The sequence below is a fragment of the Bradyrhizobium sp. 26S5 genome, assembly GCF_036923295.1.
Taxonomy (GTDB): Bacteria; Pseudomonadota; Alphaproteobacteria; order Rhizobiales; family Xanthobacteraceae; genus Bradyrhizobium; species Bradyrhizobium septentrionale.
The window spans coordinates 317,266-336,344 of sequence record NZ_CP145948.1; the positions used below are offsets into that span (position 1 = coordinate 317,266).

The following is a 19,079-nucleotide window of genomic DNA, read 5'->3' on the forward strand; positions in this document are numbered from 1 at the left end:
GTTCGTGGTTTTGTACGCAAGTGGCGCACCCGACACGATTCGAACGTGTGACCTTTGCCTTCGGAGGGCAACGCTCTATCCAGCTGAGCTACGGGTGCGTGCAGGGGTTCATTTAGCTGATTGCCCCAAGGTCGGCAACGGCGTTGTCCGGCCGATTAAGGGCTGTAAACTGCCGCTGCCAATATGACAGGCTGCCGAAAAGGCCGTCTTTCGAGGGAGTTTGCCCATGCGTCCGCTGGAATTCGGCTGGTATCTGCCCACGCATGGCGACACCACGGCCTATGGGCTGATGGAGGCGCAGGTCGCGGGGTCGCCGGAACTCTGCGAGCGGGTGGTCAAGGCCGCCGAGGCCGCCGGGTTTGACTACCTCCTGATCCCGGTCGGCTCGGTGTGCTGGGAGGCCTGGATCTCGGGCGCCTTCATGGCGGCGCGCTCGGAGCGGATCAAGCCGCTGATTGCGGCGCGGCCCGGCTACATCAACCCGGTGCTGATGGCCAAGATGATCTCGACCTTCGACCAGATGTCCGGCGGGCGGATCTGCATCAATCTGATCGCCGGCCAGAACGAGAGCGAGGTCGAGGCCGAAGGCGTGCGTCAGCCCAAGGAGGAGCGCTACGCGCTGATGGAGGAGGAGGTTTCGATCCTGAAAGCGCTGTGGACGACGCGCGGCCCGGTGCACTTCCAGGGCAAGTTTCACACGATCTCGGGCGCGCAAATCAGACCGCGTCCGCTGCAGCAGCCGTTTCCAAAATTCTATCTCGGCGGCGGCTCGCGGCAGGCCTGGGAAGTCTCGGCGAAGCATTCCGACGTCCATCTGTTCTGGGGCGATTTGCCCGAGCGCATCGCGGAGAATATCGCCGAGATCCGGCGGATGGCGCGGGCGCATGATCGCGAGGAGGCGATCGGTTTCGGCATGCGGCTGCAGGTGATTTGCCGCGAGAACGAGGCCGATGCCTGGGAGGCGGCCGACCAGCTGGTGCGTCACGCCACCGAGCGGCAGAAGCAGGAGATGAAGACGCTGTACACCCGCTCCGAGGCCAACCAGCGCGTGCAGCAGCTCGCGCGCGACTACGGCGATCTGTTGATGCCGCATCTGTGGACCGGCATCACCAAGGTGCGGCCCGGCGCCGGCATCGCGGTGGTCGGCAATCCCGAACAATGCGCCGCGACATTGCAGCAGTTCATCGACGCCGGCTGCCATTCCTTCTGCCTGTCCGGCTATCTGCATGACGAGGAGGCCGAGCGGTTCGGCCGCCTGATCCGCCCGATCCTCGCCGCGAACAATCGCGGGCGGCTCGCGGCCTGAGGCGCAGTCCCGAAGCTTTCCGAAAATTCATGGGTGAATCGGCGCCTGACGCGCCATGATCAAGCTTCATCGCATCGCCGCTAGCGGCACCACGGAGTTGAACCATGCATCATCGGGCCTGGCTTGCGGCACTGGCGCTGCTTGTCATGACGGCAGCTCACGCGCCGATCGCGTCGGCGACGCAGGCGCAGACCGAGCGCGACCAGAAGCCGGTCAAGGAAATCGCCAGCGGTCGCGTTGCCGTCGGCAGCGCGACCTTTCCGCTTTACCTCTCGGCCGACTGGTCCAATCCGCTGCCGGAGGTCACTCGCGCGGTCCTGGTGCTGCACGGCGTGCTGCGCAATGCCGACGATTATTTCCGCGCGGCGCTGAGCGCGCAGGCCGCGGCCGGCGATGCCGGCAAGGCGACGCTGATGATCGCGCCGCAATTCCTGATCGAGCCTGACGTCGAGGCGTTCAAGCTGCCGGCGGAGACGCTGCGCTGGAGCCTCTATGGCTGGCAGGGCGGCGAGCCAGCGATCGCGCCAAGCCCTGCGAGCTCGTTCGAGGCGCTCGACGCCATCTTGGCCAGGCTCGGCGACCGCCGACTGTTTCCGAACCTGAAGGACGTCGTCGTGTTCGGCCATTCCGGCGGCGGCCAGGTGGTGCAGCGCTATGCGATCGCGGTGAAGGGCGAGCAGGTGCTGCTGCGCGAAGGCATCGGCGTGCGCTACGTGGTCGCCAATCCGTCCTCCTACGCCTATTTCACCAAGGAGCGGCCGCTTCCCGCGATTGCGGCGAGCTGCCATGGCTACAACAAATGGAAGTTCGGCATGGACGACCGTCCGCCCTATCTCGCCGAGCCTTCGCCGACGGCGCTGGAGCAAGCCTATGTCGCGCGCCGCGTCATCTATCTCCTGGGAACGCTCGACACCAATCCCGATCATCCCGCGCTCGACAAATCCTGCATGGCGGAAGCCGAGGGACCGTATCGCTACGCGCGCGGGCATTCCTATTTCGCCGCGATGCAGGCGCGCGACGGCGGCACGCCGAACCACAGGCTTTGGGATGTGCCCGGCGTCGGCCACGAGGGCGGCAAGATGCTCAACTCGCCCTGCGGCCTCACCGCGGTGTTCGATATCCCCGGCTGCGAGGCGGCGCACTGAAGCCGCGCACACACCGGAATGTGTGCGGGGGCCCGGTGGCGAGCGCAATCGATATCGCTTACGCTCATACCGCAATGTGAGTGGAGCATCACAACCGACGACGCAATGGAGGGCATCATGAGGTTACGTTTGCTCGTGGTTCTGGCGGCCGGTACATTCCTTGGCTTGACGGCGGCCAATGCCGCGGAGGGCTGTGGCGACGGTTGCCACAGGACCTCAAGAGGCGCTTGCGTGGTTGACGGCTGGGGCACCAGCGCGCGGGTCAGGAACGAATGCCCGGTCACCTCGCGTCCAACTCCGCCATGCGGCGGCCGTGGATTTATCTGGCGGCGCGACTACCAGGCTTGCAGCCAGACAACGCGGGATTGGCTGTAGAGCTTCGGTTCTGAGCGGCTACGGCCGCGTCACGCCGGCACGATCACCTTGCCGATCGGCCACAGCGCGATGCCGGCAAGCTTGAGATGCGCCCAGGCGAACGGGATGCCGATGATGGTCACCGCGAGCAGGATCGCGGTGATGACGTGGCCGATCGCGAGCCACCAGCCGGCCAGGATGAACCAGATCAGATTGCCGATCACGCCGAGCGGTCCGGTTCCGATATCGGACGTGCCGGTGACTTCGTCGCGGCGGACCGCGCGCGAGCCGAACGGCAGCAGCGTGTAGACCGCGATGTTGAAGGCGGCGCGCGCCCAGGGCAGCCCGATGATGGTGATGGCCATGATCACGGCGGCGACCAGCCAGCCGAACGCCATCCATGCGCCACCGATCAGAATCCAGAGGATGTTCAGGAGGATAGACACAGGCTGCATGACTGACACCTTGGCGCCGCTTCGAATGTCTCCAATATAGGCTGATGTCCGGTGTGGCGGTAGGTGTCGCCCGAGCGCGCAACCGGCGGCCGGGCGCAAGCCGCGAGCAGACGCTTGAGTTGCGGCTGAGGCGCTGAAGATAACCCTCATTTCGTTGCATCTCCCTTGATCGCAATTAAGCTTCCGCGGCCGGCAACGCGGCGAAAGGGAGAGCAACAGTGAGAAAAAAACTTCACACGAGAAAAATACCTCACATCAGAAAATTACTTGGGGCAGGCCTTCTGGCGGTGCTGGCATTGAGCACGCAGGCCGCGCCAGCTGAGGAGGCCACCCGCTTCCCGCCGCTCAAGGCCGAGGAGCTGTCGCCGGCGCAAAAGGCCTGGGTCGACATGATCAGCGCGCCGCCGCGCAACGCCAAATTCACTGCGCCGCCCTACCGCGCCTATCTCCGCAATCCCGATCTGGCGCCAAAACTATCGAACCTGTCGGAGTATCTGCGCTGGAATACCTCGCTGCCGGCGCGGCTCAGCGAAATGGCGATCCTGATCACGGCGCGGCACTGGACCGCGCAATATGAATGGTCTGCGCATTATCCGCTGGCGATGAAGGGTGGGCTCGATCCGAAGATCGCGGATGCGATCGCCAGGGGCATGCGGCCCGAAGCCATGAAGGACGACGAGGCCGCGCTCTACGATCTCGGCATCGCTCTCTATCGCGACAAGAAGGTCAATGATGCCGTCTACAAGGCCGCGCTGGAGAAGTTCGGCGAACGCGGCATTTTGGATATCATCGGCATCATGGGCTACTACGACATGGTCTCGATGACGCTGATCGCGATGCAGGCCGGCTCCGGGAACGACAGCGTTCCGCCGCTGCCGGTGTTGGAGAAGTAGGGCTTTCGCGCTGTCTGCCTTACCTCTCCCGCTTGCGGGGGAGGTCGCATCGCATCGAAGATGCGATGCGGGTGGGGGCTCTCTCCATGGAACGACTCGCGGGTAGACCCCCACCCCGACCCTCCCCCGCAAGCGGGAGAGGGAGTGCAGTCCCCTCGCGGTTGCCCTCTGACTCGCCCTACCGCCGAAAACCGCTGGCGCGCGAATAGGACTGGCGGTTCTCCTGCGACGGGCGCGCTGACATGCTGGCGCGAGTCTCGCTGGCGACGGGTGTCGCCGGCTTGAGATCCTCGAGGAAAATCGGCTTGGCGAAGTAATAGCCCTGGGCATAGCGGATCTTGGTCGCCGCCTGCAGATAGGTGAGCTCCTCGTAGGACTCGATGCCCTCGGCGATCACGGTCATGCCGAGCGCATCGCTCAGCGATTCGATCGCGCGCAGGATGCCCTGACTGCGCGGCCGTTGATGGATGTCGGTGATGAAGGAGCGGTCGATCTTGATCTCGTCGGCGGTGATATCAGCCAGCGCCGACAGCGACGAATAGCCGATGCCGAAATCGTCGATCGAGATGCCGACGCCGATGCCGCGCAGGATCGGCAGGATCTGGTCCTGGAAATGCGACCGGGTCACGAACGCGTCCTCGGTCACCTCGATCATGAAGCGTTTCGGGAAGCCGGTCTCCTCGATCGCGCGTGCGAAGCGGCGCATGAATTCGACGTTGGAGGCCTGCTTGGCGGCGACGTTGATGCTGATCGTCGCGGTGGGACCGAACGTGTCGTTGATCAGGTCGATCGACTTGACGATCTCCGCCAGCACCAGGAACGTCAGCTCGTCGATCAGTCCGAGCTCGACGGCGAGATTGATGAAGGTGCCCGGCGCCTGGATCACGCCCTCGTCGTCGCGCAGCCGTACCAGCGCCTCGATGCCCTGGACCTCCAGGCTGCGGATATCGACCTTGGGCTGGAATGCGCAGCAGAAGCGCTTCTCCAGGATCGCCAGCCGCAGCGACTGCTCGATCTTCATCCGCGCCAGCGCCTCGCGCTCCATGCTGTTGTCGAAGAACGCGGTCGCGCCCTTGCCGTTGTTCTTGACGCGGTACATCGCGATGTCGGCATTCTGGCGCAGCGCCTCGTAGCTCCCGCCATGCATCGGGTAGAGGCTGACGCCGATCGAGGTCGAGGCGAAGATCTCGGATTCCTCGATGAAGAACGGCGCCTTCAGCCGCTCCTGCATGACATCGATGAATTCGGCAACCTCGTCATTGCCGCTGATCGGGTTCAGCAGCAGCAGGAATTCGTCGCCGGAGATGCGCGACAGGATATCGGTGGCGCGCAGCGCGTGGCCGAGCCGCTTGGACAGTTCGACCAGCAGCGCATCGCCGATCGCGTGGCCGTAATAATCGTTGATGTGCTTGAAGTTGTCGACATCGAGGAAGGCGAGCGCGAAATCGCTCTGCGAGGAGTCGCGGATCAGGCCGTTGACGCGATGCTCGATCACCCGGCGGGTCGGCAGGCCGGTGAGTTCATCGTAATAGGCCGAGCGGAACAGCTGGTCCTCGAAGGCCTTCTGCTCGCTGATGTCGGTCGAGGTCGAGATCAGGAGATTGCGTCCGGCGATCTGGACCGGCCGGTGCGAGGTGAGGAACACGTATTTGGAGGCGCCGCAGGAAAGGACTTCCTCGAGTACCACCGGGCGGCCGCTGCGCAGCAGGTCCAGATTGGCGGCGTGGCGTTCTTCAACCGGCGAGGTCTGGTTCGCGCTGGCGGCGAGCTGCAACTGGGTTGCGGCGGCTTCGTTCACCAGGATGAACTGGCCGTGCTCGTCCTGGACGGTCACGCCCGCCGGCAACAGCTGGAGGAGATCGCGCAGGATGCGCAATTCATTGTTGGAAATGTCGTCCTGGCCTGTCGCTGCCGCGCCCGCCTGAAAATCGTTCCTGGTGAAACTGTGCATGTGCCGACCTTGGCAAAGTCCGTTGTAGTTTTGGTTAAGCGGACTTGCGAAATGCCGTGACAGAATGAGACCGCGGCGGCTTTCGCAAGCCGTCGCGGCAATCGTCATTAATAGAGTATCAATGGCGGCTTCGACCGCCAGCGAAAGCGATTGCGGACCGCGCGGTTGCATCGGCACGAGCAAAAAATGCGCGTGTGCCGGAAAGCCTACTTTTCAACAGTTGGGCAACTTGCACTGCATCGTGCAGTGAACACCGGTCTTCAGGTAACTGATCTCGGTCTTACCGTCGAACGGCCGCAGTGCCGACTTCAGCAGCTTGGTGCCGAAGCCGGCTTCGCCGATCGCCTCGACCACGGGTCCCTCGGTTTCGTCCCAGATCACGTTGAGACGTCCATCGTCCACCGACCACGATACCTGCAGAAACCCGCGCGGCGAGGAGAAGGCGCCATACTTTCCTGCGTTGGTTGCGAGCTCGTGGAAGATTAGCGCCAGCGAGACCGCGAGCTTGGCGGGCAGGAACAGCTGCTCGCCGTTCAGATTGAACCGCACATGGCCGTAAGGCCCGAGCTCCGAGCGCAGCAAATCCTTGATATCGCAACCATAGCCGTCGACCCGCGCGATCAGATCGTCGGTTGCCGAGAGCGCGCGGATGCGATGGTCGATGCGCTGCCAGACCTCGGGCCGGTCCTGCAGCGCCTGGTGCAGCACGGCGTGAATGGTCGAGGACTTGTTCTTCAGCCGGTGCTGCAATTCGTCGACCACGATCTTGCGGTACTGTTCCTCCTCGATCAGTTGCTTCGAGACCTCGCGCTGCTGCGCGACCAGGGAACGGTAGTGCTCGACGCCCCAGATCGCGATGCCGCACACCACCCAGAAGATCATCAGCAACGCAAAGCGCGCCGGATCGGCGGTCGCGCCGCTGAAATTGAGGACAACGCCGAGCAAGCCGCTGGCCAGCGCGGTCGCAATCCCGATCCGGAAACCGCCCAGGGCGGTCGCAAAGAACACCGCCGGGAAATAAGGCGTGAAGAACACGTCCGGCCTGATCTGGGCGAGCCCGAAGCGCGCGGCCGTGGCCAAAACGAGACAAAGCACCGCGAAGGTGCCCGCAAGCAGCGTCGACGGCTGGGAATCGCCCCGCCAACCCGCCCTGAATTCGTCGATCCACTTCGCCATCGCTCGTTCCAGTTCACGTGAACAGGCGACCCAAAATAAGGCCGCTGCGACCGAAAAACCGCAGTTGTGGCCTTCTGGCCACAGGCGGACCTCACAAACCCGGAAGCGTGGCTGTGCTTGCGTTGTCCGAAGTGGCTGGGGAATATCTGCAACATCATACGTCAGTTGGGGGATCGGCATGGGACGGCTGGACGGCAAGGTCGCGGTGATTACCGGGGCGACCAGCGGCATCGGGTTGCGCACGGCGGAAGTCTTTGTCGCGGAAGGCGCGAAGATCGTGATCGCCGGCCGCCGCGCGCCGGAAGGCGAGGCGCTGGCGCGACAGCTCGGCGGTGCCTGCGTGTTTCGTCAGACCGACGTCACGGTCGAGGAACAGATGCAGGCGCTGATCGCGTTGGCGGTCGAGAAATTCGGCCGGATCGACTGCCTGTTCAACAATGCCGGCGGCCCGGCGCAGACTGGCGGCATCGAGGGCCTCGACGTCGAGCGGTTCGACGCGGCGATGGCCACCCTGGTGCGCAGCGTCATGCTGGGCATGAAGCACGTCGCGCCCGTCATGCGCAAACAGGGTTCCGGCAGCATCATCAACAATGGCAGCATCGCCGGACGGCTCGCCGGCTTCTCCTCGTCGATGCTCTACGGCGCGGCGAAGGCCGCGGTCATTCATTTCACCAAATGCGTGGCGATGGAGCTCGGCGAGTCCGGCATCCGCGTCAACTCGATCTCGCCCGGGGCGATCGCCACCGGCATTTTCGGCAAGGCGCTCGGCCTGTCGACCGAAGCCGCCGAGCAGACCGCGGCTGTGATGCGCGAGGTCTACAAGGCAGCGCAGCCGATCCCGCGCGCGGGCCTGCCCGACGACATCGCGCATGCCGCGGTGTTTCTGGCCAGCGACGAATCGAGCTTCATCAACGGCCATGACCTCGTCGTCGACGGCGCCATCACCGGCGGCCGCAACTGGAGCCAGCAGCAGGCAGGCTACGTCACGCTGCGCAAGGCGTTCGATCAGGGGGCGGGATAGTTCGGTAGGTTCCGTCATTGCGAGCGGAGCGAAGCAATCCATGGTGCCGCTAGCTGAGGAATGGATTGCTTCGTCGCTTCGTTCCTCGCAATGACGCGGGAAGAGCACACGATGGCATACGCAATTGCGATCTCCTGTTGGCCATGTTTCGCATGAACGCGAAGCTTGAAAGCCGGCTGCGCTATCTCGCCGCGATCATTGTCGCGGGCGCGGTGGCGAGCATCGGAATCAATCTCGTGCAAGGCCGTCACACAATTGGGCCGCTGATGGCGGGCTTCGCTTATGCCCTCGTCACCTGCGTGGCGATCGGAGGGGTCGAACTGTTCATCCTTCGGGGCCCAATGATGGAGCGACTCAATCGCCTGTCCTTCATTGGACTTCTTGCTGTACGCAGCGCGATCTACGCCGGGATCATCATCGTCATTCAATTGCTCCAGGTCGGTGAGCGGGTTGCCGGGTTTCCGCTGCAAACCTCGATCGCGGATTTTGGAGTCAGCATCGCCTATTCCGCCGCAGTCTCGGTGCTCCTGAACCTCGGCTTCAGCATCGCCAATCTGATCGGTCCGCGCGTCTTCATGAATTTCGTCTCCGGCCGCTACCACTCCCCGGTCGAGGAGAACCGCTTCGTGCTGTTCGTCGATATCGCAGGCTCGACCGGGCTTGCCGAGCGGCTCGGCGGCATCGGCATTCATCGTTTTCTCGATCGCACCTTTCGCCTGCTCACGGGATCGGTCGTCGATTATCGCGGCGAGGTGCTGAACTATGTCGGCGACGAGATCATCGTGACCTGGCCGGAACGCCTTGGCGCGGTCGATTGCCGGCCGCTGCGCTGTTTTGTGGCGATGCGCGCCGCGCTGCAAAAGGCGGCGTCACAATTCGAGCGCGAGTTCGGCGCAGCGCCGCAGGTCCGCGGCAGCCTGCATTTCGGACCCGTGATCGTTGGCGAGATCGGCGACGTCAAGCCGGCCATCGTGTTCAACGGCGACGTCATGAACACCGCGGCGCGGCTGGAGGAGTTGAGCCGCAAGGTCGATGGCGGCTTTCTCGCCTCGCGCACCGCGATGGCGCGCTTCGCCGCCGCGCCGCCGTTTCCCGTGCACGATCTCGGCCGGCTCCCGATCCGCGGCCGCGTCGACGGCATCGACGTCGTCGGGATCGGCGCGGCGGCATAGCCTTTCGCCTCCTAAACGGCGCCCTCGTCGGGAATATTCAGCACGGTGCCGCACGCCTTGCAGTGGACGGCATCGATGTCGTGACGAAGAAGGCCGCAGGAAGGGCATCTGAACCGCACCTTGCTTGGGCTGAACAATACCTTTGCCAGATTCAGGAAGAGCGTGACGCCGAAGATCATGATCACGACCGTAATCATGCGACCCGGCGTTCCCGGTAAAGTGATATCGCCAAAGCCCGTGGTCGTGAGCGCGGTAATCGTGAAATAAAGTGCGTCTGCGTAGTTCTTGATGCCGGGGTTCACGCCTCGTTGCGTTTCGTAAACCACGCCCGTCATAATGAAAACGAAGACGGACAAATTGATGATTGCGATCAAAAGTTCTTCGTTGCGACGAAAGAAGACGCTGTCCTCACGGAGGAATTGTACCACCCGGTACGTTCGCAACAGCCGAAACGTGCGGAGTACGCGCAAGAAGCCGGCGGCTTCGCTCGCTGTTGCTGCCAGCAAGGATACAATCGCAGCGACGTCGGTCCAGGTCGTGATGCTGAGCAGTTCGCGGCCCACCCGACGACTTCCTGCCATGCGCAAAATCAACTCGATGAGAAAGGCGACACCAAAAGTAACATCGAGGCCCCGCACCAATTCGCTGCGCGGCAGGAACGATGTGCGATGATGAACAGAAGTGAGACCAAATCAAAGACCAGGAGCGCATAGAGAAAGAGACGCGAATTGGCGCTGCGTCCACAATACAGGTGGCGCATTGCAGTCCGAAATCGAGAAAGCGGCGTTCGAGGAGAGCCCTCAGCCTGCGCTCCCAGTGCTGACACGCTTGTCGCCTCCACAGGCTATGACGATCCTGCGTTTGCAGTGATGTTCGTGGTCGAACCTGCCGGCCGCCCGGCACCTTGCCCAACTTTCCTGTGGCCACTCCAAATGACCAAGCTTGATGTAGATCAACGCGGGAAAAACTGGCGCCGGTCAATTCCGACAGTCTGTTGCTGAAGCTGCGGGGTAAATCCATGAGCGTTATCTGGACGATTATTATTGGTTTTATTGTCGGAGTGATCGCCAAGTTCATCATGCCTGGCGACAAGTCGGAGCCCAGGGGCTTCATCCTCACGGCCGTTCTGGGAATTGTCGGCGCGTTCGTCGCGACCTACCTTGGCCAGGCCGTTGGATGGTACGGGCCCGGGGAGAGCACAGGCTTCATCGGTGCTGTTGTCGGCGCAATCATTCTGCTGTGTCTTTACGGCCTCGTGACGGGCCGCCAAGGGCGCGCTTGATTGATTGGCCATCGGTGGTCGTCGATACGGGCCGGCGATCAATGCCTCGCAGCCGGCCGCTACCCCTCGGAAGGGTCGCGGAACTCACCGACCTTGCAGACTGCGACGTCGATCGACATCCCCAGATAGTCTTTCGCATCGCCAAACCACGAACCGGCCAGCGGGATCGCCTGGCCTGGATGGCGGGCGATCGCCACCGGGATCAGATCAAATCCGGCACTGATGCTGTTGGTCGGATCGTAATCCAGCCAACCGGCACCGGGAAGAAACACCTGCAGCCAGGCATGCGTTGCGCCGGAGCCGGTCATGCCAACGGCGCCGCCATCCAAGGCTGCATCGTAGAGGTAGCCGCTGACGAAGCGCGCCGCGAACCCGAGCCGACGCAAGGTCTCGATCATCAGCCAGGCAAAGTCCCGGCAGGTGCCAGATCGCTTGTGGAGGGTATCGGAAGGCGATTGCGTCCCTTCAGTATCCCTCGCGCAATAGCTGAAGGAGCGAAACGAGCTGAGCATGCGCTGCAAAACATCGATGGTTTGATCCTGATCACCTGCAACGAAATTCTTGGTCCATGCCGCCACGCTGCCGTCGGGATCCTCGGCATGAGGACGTAGATAGCCAGCGAGGTCGGTCCACTCATCCGGGGTGTATTGTACGGGCACCTCATCGGCCCGAGACTCGAGTGGAAACGCCTCTACTCCCTTTACGCCGAAGTATACTCCCCGAACCTGGAACGCAATTTTGAGTTCACTGGACGGCTCGCTGAAATCCATCACCGTTACGGCGTTGGTCCGGGAGTCGGTAACCCAGCGGATCGTTGAGGGCACGCTGGTCTCTACCGACCAGCTCAGCAACCGCGCGGAGGCGCCGCGTCGCGGTAGGAACATAGCTCGATGGGTACCGAAGGTGACAGGCGTAGCGTATCGGTAGGTGGTGGTATGGCTTATTTCGCCAAGCATCGCCATACGAGCCTTCTCCCGGTTGGGCCGTCGCGCCGAGGAAGAGCAAAGATCGGGTTATCGCGTGGCCGAAGCAGTGGAATGCGCCGCTAACCGAACTTGATGCAGAAGAACGCAAGTCGATATTGATCTAGGTCAACACGCCGCGTTGCGTGGAACTGAGTGCGCGGGCGGTACCCCTGGTTTCGTTCAATTGTTCGGTCAACTGCCGCCCCGGGTCACAAGACAAAATAGGCTAGCGTCGCCAGGGTATCCGGCTGCGACAAATTAACCCGACGGGCAAATTTCCGCTTCGCGTTTCACCCAACTCAGATGTTCAATATGCCCGTCTCACCCGATCGAGGGGCGCTTCGCGATCGTCACGAACGCGGTGTGGGATGCGGTGGACGCCGAGCGTATGACTGACGAGCGTGCGCAACGCGGACGGTGAAGTCGTGTGGTCCTGACGCCCTAGGTGGTGTGGACACTTATCGCATCCATAAGACGATGGCTGCGAGAGTGACGACGGCCAGGTAATTTCGGGCGGTCTTTTCGAAGCGGGTTGCAACGCGGCGGAACTGCTTGAGCTTTGAGAAGCAGCATTCGACGAGATGACGCTGGGCATAGAAATGCTTGTCGAGTGGATATTTGAGCGCACGTGACGGGTTGTTGGGGATCACGGCGAGCGCGCCTTTGGCGGCGATGGCTTGGCGCAAGTGATCGGCGTCATAGGCCGTATCGGCCATGACGACCTCGGCGGATAAGCCTTCGATCAATGCGGCGGCTTGCGGTGCATCGCCCTTCTGACCTGCGGTGAGCTTGAACCGCACCGGACATCCCAAGCCTCGAACGGCCATATGTATCTTGGTGCTCAGGCCGCCGCGCGAGCGGCCGATCGCTTGATCTTCCGCTTGATCTTCAGACCCCCCTTTTTGGCGCCGGCGGCGTGCTGATGCGCCCGAACGATGGTGGAATCGACGATCAGATATTCGAAGTCCGGATCATCGGACATCGCCTCGAAGATCCGCCACCAAACACCCTTGATGCTCCATCGACTGAAGCGCCGGAACACGCTGTTCCAGTCCCCAAACACCTCCGGAAGATCGCGCCAGGGAGACCCCGTACGCACGATCCACAGCACACCTTCCACGAACATCCGGTTGTCGCGCCCGGTGGAGCCCTTCTGATCGGGGCGCCCTATGATCAGCGGCGCTATCCGCTCCCACGCCGCGTCGCTCAATACCAAACGGTCCATCACACCCAAGGCGGCCTCCCCAAAAGCAGCCTTGAATCTGATTTGCTCCTAAAAGGGAATCCTTAGAGTCCACACCACCTAGCGGCAGGTGTCTCGTCGCAACACGCGAAGGCGTGATGCGAAGGCGGTGACAAGCAAGCCCAGTCTCGCCGGGGAGAGCACGAAGTAAGCCGTAACCCATCGCGCAGGGAAAGCCGGATTGCTCCGGTTACACCTGTGGTCCTACCCCCGAGCTTACTACCCTTTGCTCGGGGCCCATGGGTGCGATCGGCACCCGGCTTTCCCTGCGCCCTCTGTTCAACGAGAGGGCGGAACGAAAGAGCAAGGCTCGGGCAATTCATGTCGCGAGAACGCGAAGCTGTGTTCCTACCCACACTGTCATCGCCGGCTCGACCGGGCGATCCAGTACGCCGCGGCCCCTCGGCTCAAGCACTGACGTCTCTGGAATACTGGATCACCCGCATGCGCGGGTGATGACACCGAGAACTTGGCTGTTTGACATCATGAATCGAGAACTATCCTCATCGTCGTCCTGGCGAAAGCCAGGACCCATTACCCAGCCGCTCGCTATTGCGCGACGCTGGGGCCGCGACCCCTTTCACAACTATCGCCTGTGGTTATGGGTCCTGGCTTTCGCCAGGACGACGCGGGGAGGGCGGGACGCCCAATCTTTCCCGCGTCGCGCGGGGTCAACCCGTGCCCTTACACCTTCTGCTTCGCCGCTGCTTTCGCGAGATCGGGCGCATTGACGGCCGGGATCGCGACGCGGCCGGTGCCGGTATGCTGAAGGGCCGCGGCGGCCTTGTCGTTCTGCATGATCTTGGCCATCACCGCCTGGCCGGCGCGCTCGAACACGGCGCGGTTGTCGATCAGGAATTGGCGCGACTTGCGCAAGCCGTCGATATAGCCGTTGATCTCGGGCACGACATAGCGGGCGACCATGTCCCAGCTGCGGCGGGTGTTTTCCGGATTGGCCCAGTCGTGGGCGAAGCCGACGATGGTGCCGACGCCGCCGGAGACATCGACCAGGTTCTTGATCATCTTCACGAGATCATCCGGCGTGCCGATGGTGGACGCGGCACCCTCGACGAAGGCGGTCTTGTCGACCGCCTCATCCGGCGAGGCGAACGCGGTCAGGCCCGGCCGCATCAAGGTGCCGACGTTATACTCGTTGTGCCAGCGCATCAGCCCGGCGCCGGCCTCGCGCCGCGCCTGTTCGCGGGTCTCGGCGATGTGCCACGACAGCAGCACGCGCCAGTTGGCGCGGCTCACCGTGGTGCCGGCCTTGGCGGCGGCGTCCTCGGCGAACTGCCATTGCTGTGGCAGCGCCATCAGACCCTGGGTCGACATCGAGCCCAGCGAGATGATGCCGATGCCGTACTTGCCGGCGAGCGTCATGCCCGACGGCGAGATCTGCGAGGCGACCACGAACGGCATGTCCTCCTGCAGCGGCAGGATCTGCAGCGCGGCGTCATGCATCTCGAACCAGTCGGTCTTGGCGGTGACGCGCTCGCCGTTGAACAGGCGGCGGATCACCGCGATCGCCTCGTCCTGGCGGTCGCGCTGGGTCATCGGGTCGATGCCGAGCGTATGCGCGTCGGAGGCCAGCGCGCCCGGGCCGGAGCCGAAGATGGCGCGGCCGCCGGTCATGTGGTCGAGCTGCACCATGCGCTGAGCGACGTTGAAGGGATGATGGTAGGGCAGCGAGATCACGCCGGTGCCGAGCTTGATGCGCTTGGTGCGCTCGCCGGCGGCGGCCAAAAACATTTCCGGCGAGGCGATGGTCTCCCAGCCCGAGGAATGGTGCTCGCCGCACCAGAATTCGTCGTAGCCGAGCGCGTCGAGCTGTTCGACGAAATCGAGGTCGCGGCGGAATTGCAGCATCGGATGCTCGCCGATCGGGTGATGCGGGGCGAGGAAGGCTCCGAATTTGAGGCGCGCCATAGGTCGTTCTCTCCGGACTATTGTTATCGGGGGCTTTCCGCCAACCTACGGGGTGGCCCCGGGCAAGGCAATGCTCCGGGGCTGCGGCGCCTGCATGGTTGTTGCGCAAATCGGCGGCGATTGCCGCCATCCGGAATGTTTCCCAGCGCATCAACGCAAATTGGCGTCGGCCAATGCAACGCGGCCGGCGGCAATGGAACAGGCCGCGGGTCTAGGGCACGTTCAGCGTCCGCACGACGCGGAAGCTGTAGCCGTAGCCGTCGACGAGGCCGTCCTCGCGATAGCCGGAGCGCACCATGTTGGCGGACCAGTCCCATCTCCCGCCGCGCGCCATGCGTCTGTTGCAATCGCCTTCGAGCCAGGGCGCGCCGTCGGTCGGCGTGTCCTCATTGTAGCGCTTGTTGAAGCAGTCCTCAGTCCATTCGAACACGTTGCCGTGCACCTGGTAGAGCCCGAACGGATTGGGCGGATAGGAATCGACCACCGCAGGTCCCTTGCTGTCAGGCCCATGCGGGCCGCCACCGTAAGGTGTCGACGCCTGATAATTGGCGTTCTGCGCCGTGATCGTGTTGCCGAACCAGAACGGCGTCGTGGTGCCGGCGCGGGTGAAATATTCGCGCTCGGATTCGCTCGGCAGCCGGTAGCTGCGGCCGACCTTCTTCGACAGCCAGGCCAGATAGAGCTTGGCCGCATTGAAACTGATGCCCTGCGCGGGCAGCCGGCCGCGGCCGAACTTGTCGTCACCCTTGATGCCGCCGCAGCCGCCATCGGCGAGGCAGGCGTCCCAATCGTCGAAGCTGATGGCGAAGCGGCCAACTGCGAACGGCTTTGCGAAGGTCACGCGATGGATCGGGTCCTCGCCCTTGAAGCGATCAGGCTCATTGGCCGGCGTCCCCATCATGAACGAGCCCGCAGGCACCACCACCATTTCGGGACAGCTGGTGCATTCCTTGAAGCTGTCCATTGGCCGCAGCTGCGCCTCGATCTCCGGCGTCAGCGGCTGAATCGGTTTGTCCGGAAAGTATTGGCGCGGCGGTGGTGCGGGCGGCGTCTGGTTGGACACTTTGGCCGGTGTGGCGCGTTCGCGCGCCTTCGACGGCTTGGCGAGAGCGATCGAACACGACGAGACGAGAATGAGCGAGACCGCGGCCGACGGGGCCAGCAGCCGAAAGCAGACAGACATGTCAAATCCTCTGCGCCAAGGTTCTGCACCAAGGCTCTGCAACGAGAGCGATGCCGCTTGGTCGCATCCAGATGCGATCGCGTTCACGGCCAGATCGACCGCTCGTGAACGGTTGCTTACCTCGGAGGTAATCGAAGGGATGACCAAAATTTGCTGATGTCGGCCGCAACCTCATTTCGGGCAGGACAGCGCATGCACCAGATCGTCGCGACGCGGGCGGAGACCTCCCGCCGCTGGTGGGTGCTGGCGATCGTGGTGTCAGCGCAATTCATGTTCGGCGTCGATGCCTTCATCGTCAACGTCGCGATCCCGACGATTGCGGCCGAGCTGCATGCAACGCCGGCGCAGATCGAGGCGGTGATCGCGATCTACCTGATCGCCTATGCCACGCTGGTGGTCACCGGCGGCCGGCTCGGCGATATATACGGCGCGAGGGACGTGTTCATCGCCGGCGTCGCGGGCTTCTCGGCGACGTCGCTGTGGTGCGGTCTCGCGCAATCCGGGCCGGAGCTGATTCTGGCCCGGCTCGCGCAGGGCGCAACCGCAGCGCTGATGGTGCCGCAGGTGCTGGCGACGCTGCATCTGTTGTTCTCCGACGCTGCCCGCGCGCGGGCCTTCGGCATCTACGGCATCGTGCTGGGGCTTGCCGGCGTGACCGGATTCGCGCTCGGCGGCGCGCTGGTGACGCTCGATCTCGCGGGCCTCGGCTGGCGCGCGGTGTTCTTCGTCAATGTGCCGTTCGGCGCTGTCATCATCGCGGCCGCGCTGAAGATCATGCCGATCGCGCCGCGCCGCGCCGGCACCCGGCTGGATATTCCCGGCGCGGTCGTGCTGTTTGTGGGCCTGCTATGCCTGATCGGCCCGCTGCTGTTCGGTCACGATCTGAACTGGACGGCGTGGCTGTGGCTGGTGATCGCGGCGGGCGTCGCTGTGATCGCGGCCTTCGTACGGCTCGAGCGTAGCATCGCGCGCCGTGGCGGCATGCCTCTGATCGATCTGTCGCTGCTGTCGGATGGTGCTTTCATACGCGGCCTGGTCGCGGTGTTTTTCTTCTTCTTCGCAAATCTCTCCTTCTATCTGGTCATGACCATGTTCATGCAGAAGGGCTTGCGGATTCCGCCGTTGCAGGCCGGCCTGGTGTTCGTGCCGCTGGCGCTGACCTTCGTCGTTGCCTCGCGTCACAGCGGGGCGCGCGCCAAGCATCGCGGCACGCTGGTGCTGATCGAGGGCTGCGCCGTGCAGATCGTGGGACTTGCCGTGCTCGTCGCGACGGTTCAGGTGCTCGCCGCACCACCGTCTCTGCTGCTCGCGCTGGTGCTGATGATCTTCGGCTACGGTCAGGGGCTGGTGATGGCGCCGCTGTCGAGTGCGGTGCTGTCGAGCGTGAAGCCCGCAAGCGCCGGTGCCGGCTCCGGCATGTACGGCACGACGACGCAGATCGGCAACGCGGCCGGCGTCGCCGCGATCGGTGCGGTCTTCTTCGCCGTCGAGAGCGCGACATCAGCACGTCTGGCGCTGTTTGCGGCATGCGCATTGTTTGTGCTGTCGATCATTATTTCAGCCGCATTTCTGTCATGGATGCGCCGCGCGACAGCATGAATCCGCGAAGGTTTGGCGCTTTCTTTCGAAAAGTTCATGCTCAAACAAGGTGCTACGGCAACTATTCATCGCGCTTCACCATCTGATCACGCGTTAACGCCGATTCTCACATTTCCCCAGGGAGAGACAGCACACGGCCTTTTCATTTCGCACTGCAGCAATTATCTGGTCGGGTGATCCAGAAGGATAAATCACCTCAGGAGTTGCTGTTGTCTTTGGTCAACAACGTCGAATTCTTGCGTCATCTGCCGAAGATGAACGCGTTCAGCGGTCTCGGCGCGCTCGCGCCGGCCGTGCCGACGGCGCTCGTCGAGACGACCGAATTCGGCGTCAACCCCGGCGATCTCAAGATGTTCTCGTTCGTGCCCGCGCAGCTGGCGCGGTCACCCGCGCTCGTCGTGGTGCTGCATGGCTGCGGCCAGACCGCCGCGTCCTACGATCTCGGTGCCGGCTGGTCGGCGCTGGCGGCGCATTACGGCTTTGCGCTGCTGATGCCGGAGCAGCAGACCGCCAACAACGGCAATACCTGCTTCAACTGGTTCAATCCGCAAGACATCGCGCGCGGACAGGGCGAGGCCTGTTCGATCCGGCAGATGATCGCGCATATGGTCGGCGCGCATCAGATCGACCCGCGTCGCATCTATGTGACGGGGCTGTCCGCCGGCGGCGCGATGGCCTCGGTGATGCTCGCGGCCTATCCGGAAGTGTTCACGGCCGGCGCCATCATCGCCGGCCTGCCGTACGGCGTCGCCACCGATCTGCGCGAGGCGCTGCATGCGATGATGCATGCGAGCGCGCTGTCCGCGCCCGAGCTCGGCGGTCTCGTCCGCAACGCGTCCACGCATAGCGGCGCCTGGCCGAAGATTTCGGTGTGGCACGGCAGCGCCGACCGTACCGTCAGTCCTGCCAATGCCGATGCGATCGTCCGGCAGTGGCTCGACGTGCACGGCCTGCCGTTGGCTGCGATGTCGAAATCGGATGTCGACGGTCATCCCCGCGAGGTCTGGTGGAACGCCGATGGCGAGACGCTGGTCGAGTACTTCAGCATCACCGACATGGCGCATGGCACGCCGCTCGGGCTCGCCGACAATGACGAGCGCTATGGCGTGGAAGGCGCGTTCCTGATCGAGGCCGGGATCTCCTCGTCCTATCACATCGCGAGCTTCTTCGGCCTGACCGACAAGGTCCGTCAGCCGCATATCGCGCCGACCGGAATCCCGCTTGAACGCGCCGACACGATCTCGATGACGATACCGGTGCCTGCCGAAGCGCCCGAGGTCGCATCCGGCCGCAAGAGCGACCGGCCGCGTAAGCGGAGCGGCAAGAGCGTTGACGTCGGCGCCGTCATCACCCGGGCGCTGACGGCTGCGGGGCTGATGAAACAGCCCTGAGATATCCGCGCCTCGCG

At 63.5% G+C, this 19,079-nt stretch carries 16 protein-coding genes, 1 tRNA gene and 1 pseudogene; 9 read left to right on the forward strand and 9 right to left on the reverse strand.

The window, feature by feature from the left end:
• Positions 1-21: 21 nt before the first annotated feature.
• A tRNA-Arg gene (locus tag V5279_RS01470) sits at positions 22-98 on the reverse strand.
• Positions 99-226: 128 nt separating this feature from the next.
• Here V5279_RS01470 and V5279_RS01475 point away from each other — a divergent pair.
• The 3 genes from V5279_RS01475 (at position 227) to V5279_RS46870 (ending at position 2,826) form a co-directional block, all read left to right on the forward strand.
• Positions 227-1,306 (forward strand): LLM class flavin-dependent oxidoreductase, encoded by a 1,080-nt coding sequence (locus V5279_RS01475; protein WP_338694465.1) that lies wholly within the window; start codon positions 227-229, stop codon positions 1,304-1,306.
• A gap of 104 nt (positions 1,307-1,410) precedes the next feature.
• Positions 1,411-2,451 (forward strand): alpha/beta hydrolase, encoded by a 1,041-nt coding sequence (locus tag V5279_RS01480; protein ID WP_338694467.1) that lies wholly within the window; start codon positions 1,411-1,413, stop codon positions 2,449-2,451.
• A 117-nt stretch (positions 2,452-2,568) separates the two neighbouring features.
• Positions 2,569-2,826, forward strand: coding sequence for a GCG_CRPN prefix-to-repeats domain-containing protein (locus V5279_RS46870; protein ID WP_371261146.1), 258 nt, complete (start codon positions 2,569-2,571; stop codon positions 2,824-2,826).
• A 29-nt stretch (positions 2,827-2,855) separates the two neighbouring features.
• Here the strand turns inward: V5279_RS46870 and V5279_RS01485 are convergent, their stop codons facing one another.
• Positions 2,856-3,260, reverse strand: a complete 405-nt coding sequence (locus V5279_RS01485) for a YccF domain-containing protein (RefSeq protein ID WP_029079468.1) — start codon at positions 3,258-3,260, stop codon at positions 2,856-2,858.
• Positions 3,261-3,547: 287 nt separating this feature from the next.
• Between V5279_RS01485 and V5279_RS01490 the strand changes: the two genes are divergently transcribed.
• Complete coding sequence (locus V5279_RS01490; protein WP_338701778.1) at positions 3,548-4,153, forward strand: carboxymuconolactone decarboxylase; 606 nt, start codon at positions 3,548-3,550, stop codon at positions 4,151-4,153.
• Between the two features lie 178 nt (positions 4,154-4,331).
• Here the strand turns inward: V5279_RS01490 and V5279_RS01495 are convergent, their stop codons facing one another.
• Positions 4,332-6,104, reverse strand: a complete 1,773-nt coding sequence (locus tag V5279_RS01495; protein WP_338694470.1) for a putative bifunctional diguanylate cyclase/phosphodiesterase — start codon at positions 6,102-6,104, stop codon at positions 4,332-4,334.
• 213 nt (positions 6,105-6,317) lie between these two features.
• Positions 6,318-7,280 (reverse strand): sensor histidine kinase, encoded by a 963-nt coding sequence (locus tag V5279_RS01500; protein ID WP_166301165.1) that lies wholly within the window; start codon positions 7,278-7,280, stop codon positions 6,318-6,320.
• A gap of 178 nt (positions 7,281-7,458) precedes the next feature.
• On the opposite strand from V5279_RS01500, the gene V5279_RS01505 reads away from it, so the two are divergent.
• Entirely contained in the window at positions 7,459-8,301 is an 843-nt protein-coding gene (locus V5279_RS01505; RefSeq protein ID WP_338694473.1) for a glucose 1-dehydrogenase, read from the forward strand.
• A 152-nt stretch (positions 8,302-8,453) separates the two neighbouring features.
• Complete coding sequence (locus V5279_RS01510; RefSeq protein ID WP_338694475.1) at positions 8,454-9,473, forward strand: adenylate/guanylate cyclase domain-containing protein; 1,020 nt, start codon at positions 8,454-8,456, stop codon at positions 9,471-9,473.
• An 11-nt stretch (positions 9,474-9,484) separates the two neighbouring features.
• Here V5279_RS01510 and V5279_RS01515 read toward each other — a convergent pair whose 3' ends face one another.
• Entirely contained in the window at positions 9,485-10,111 is a 627-nt protein-coding gene (locus V5279_RS01515; RefSeq protein ID WP_338694477.1) for an ion transporter, read from the reverse strand.
• A gap of 380 nt (positions 10,112-10,491) precedes the next feature.
• On the opposite strand from V5279_RS01515, the gene V5279_RS01520 reads away from it, so the two are divergent.
• A complete protein-coding gene (locus V5279_RS01520; RefSeq protein ID WP_166307887.1) occupies positions 10,492-10,755 on the forward strand; it encodes a GlsB/YeaQ/YmgE family stress response membrane protein in 264 nt (87 codons plus the stop codon).
• Positions 10,756-10,814: 59 nt separating this feature from the next.
• Here the strand turns inward: V5279_RS01520 and V5279_RS01525 are convergent, their stop codons facing one another.
• The 4 genes and pseudogenes from V5279_RS01525 to V5279_RS01540 form a co-directional block, all read right to left on the reverse strand.
• On the reverse strand, positions 10,815-11,717 hold the full coding sequence (locus V5279_RS01525; protein ID WP_338694480.1) for a transglutaminase family protein: 903 nt from the start codon (positions 11,715-11,717) through the stop codon (positions 10,815-10,817).
• A 461-nt stretch (positions 11,718-12,178) separates the two neighbouring features.
• Positions 12,179-12,945: pseudogene (locus V5279_RS01530) on the reverse strand (IS5 family transposase).
• 702 nt (positions 12,946-13,647) lie between these two features.
• Entirely contained in the window at positions 13,648-14,889 is a 1,242-nt protein-coding gene (locus tag V5279_RS01535; protein WP_338694482.1) for an LLM class flavin-dependent oxidoreductase, read from the reverse strand.
• A gap of 211 nt (positions 14,890-15,100) precedes the next feature.
• Positions 15,101-16,072 (reverse strand): formylglycine-generating enzyme family protein, encoded by a 972-nt coding sequence (locus tag V5279_RS01540; protein ID WP_338694484.1) that lies wholly within the window; start codon positions 16,070-16,072, stop codon positions 15,101-15,103.
• Positions 16,073-16,264: 192 nt separating this feature from the next.
• On the opposite strand from V5279_RS01540, the gene V5279_RS01545 reads away from it, so the two are divergent.
• On the forward strand, positions 16,265-17,671 hold the full coding sequence (locus tag V5279_RS01545) for an MFS transporter (RefSeq protein ID WP_166301183.1): 1,407 nt from the start codon (positions 16,265-16,267) through the stop codon (positions 17,669-17,671).
• Positions 17,672-17,880: 209 nt separating this feature from the next.
• Positions 17,881-19,062, forward strand: coding sequence for a PHB depolymerase family esterase (locus V5279_RS01550; protein WP_338694487.1), 1,182 nt, complete (start codon positions 17,881-17,883; stop codon positions 19,060-19,062).
• Positions 19,063-19,079 lie beyond the last annotated feature (17 nt).

Coding starts and splice junctions, on each gene's coding strand:
- V5279_RS46870 (WP_371261146.1), top strand. CDS start 2,569: ATGAGGTTACGTTTGCTCGTGGTTCTGGCGGCCGGTACATTCCTTGGC.
- V5279_RS01535 (WP_338694482.1), bottom strand. CDS start 14,889: ATGGCGCGCCTCAAATTCGGAGCCTTCCTCGCCCCGCATCACCCGATC.
- V5279_RS01520 (WP_166307887.1), top strand. CDS start 10,492: ATGAGCGTTATCTGGACGATTATTATTGGTTTTATTGTCGGAGTGATC.
- V5279_RS01505 (WP_338694473.1), top strand. CDS start 7,459: ATGGGACGGCTGGACGGCAAGGTCGCGGTGATTACCGGGGCGACCAGC.
- V5279_RS01540 (WP_338694484.1), bottom strand. CDS start 16,072: ATGTCTGTCTGCTTTCGGCTGCTGGCCCCGTCGGCCGCGGTCTCGCTC.
- V5279_RS01495 (WP_338694470.1), bottom strand. CDS start 6,104: ATGCACAGTTTCACCAGGAACGATTTTCAGGCGGGCGCGGCAGCGACA.
- V5279_RS01545 (WP_166301183.1), top strand. CDS start 16,265: ATGCACCAGATCGTCGCGACGCGGGCGGAGACCTCCCGCCGCTGGTGG.
- V5279_RS01480 (WP_338694467.1), top strand. CDS start 1,411: ATGCATCATCGGGCCTGGCTTGCGGCACTGGCGCTGCTTGTCATGACG.
- V5279_RS01475 (WP_338694465.1), top strand. CDS start 227: ATGCGTCCGCTGGAATTCGGCTGGTATCTGCCCACGCATGGCGACACC.
- V5279_RS01500 (WP_166301165.1), bottom strand. CDS start 7,280: ATGGCGAAGTGGATCGACGAATTCAGGGCGGGTTGGCGGGGCGATTCC.
- V5279_RS01525 (WP_338694480.1), bottom strand. CDS start 11,717: ATGGCGATGCTTGGCGAAATAAGCCATACCACCACCTACCGATACGCT.
- V5279_RS01485 (WP_029079468.1), bottom strand. CDS start 3,260: ATGCAGCCTGTGTCTATCCTCCTGAACATCCTCTGGATTCTGATCGGT.
- V5279_RS01510 (WP_338694475.1), top strand. CDS start 8,454: ATGAACGCGAAGCTTGAAAGCCGGCTGCGCTATCTCGCCGCGATCATT.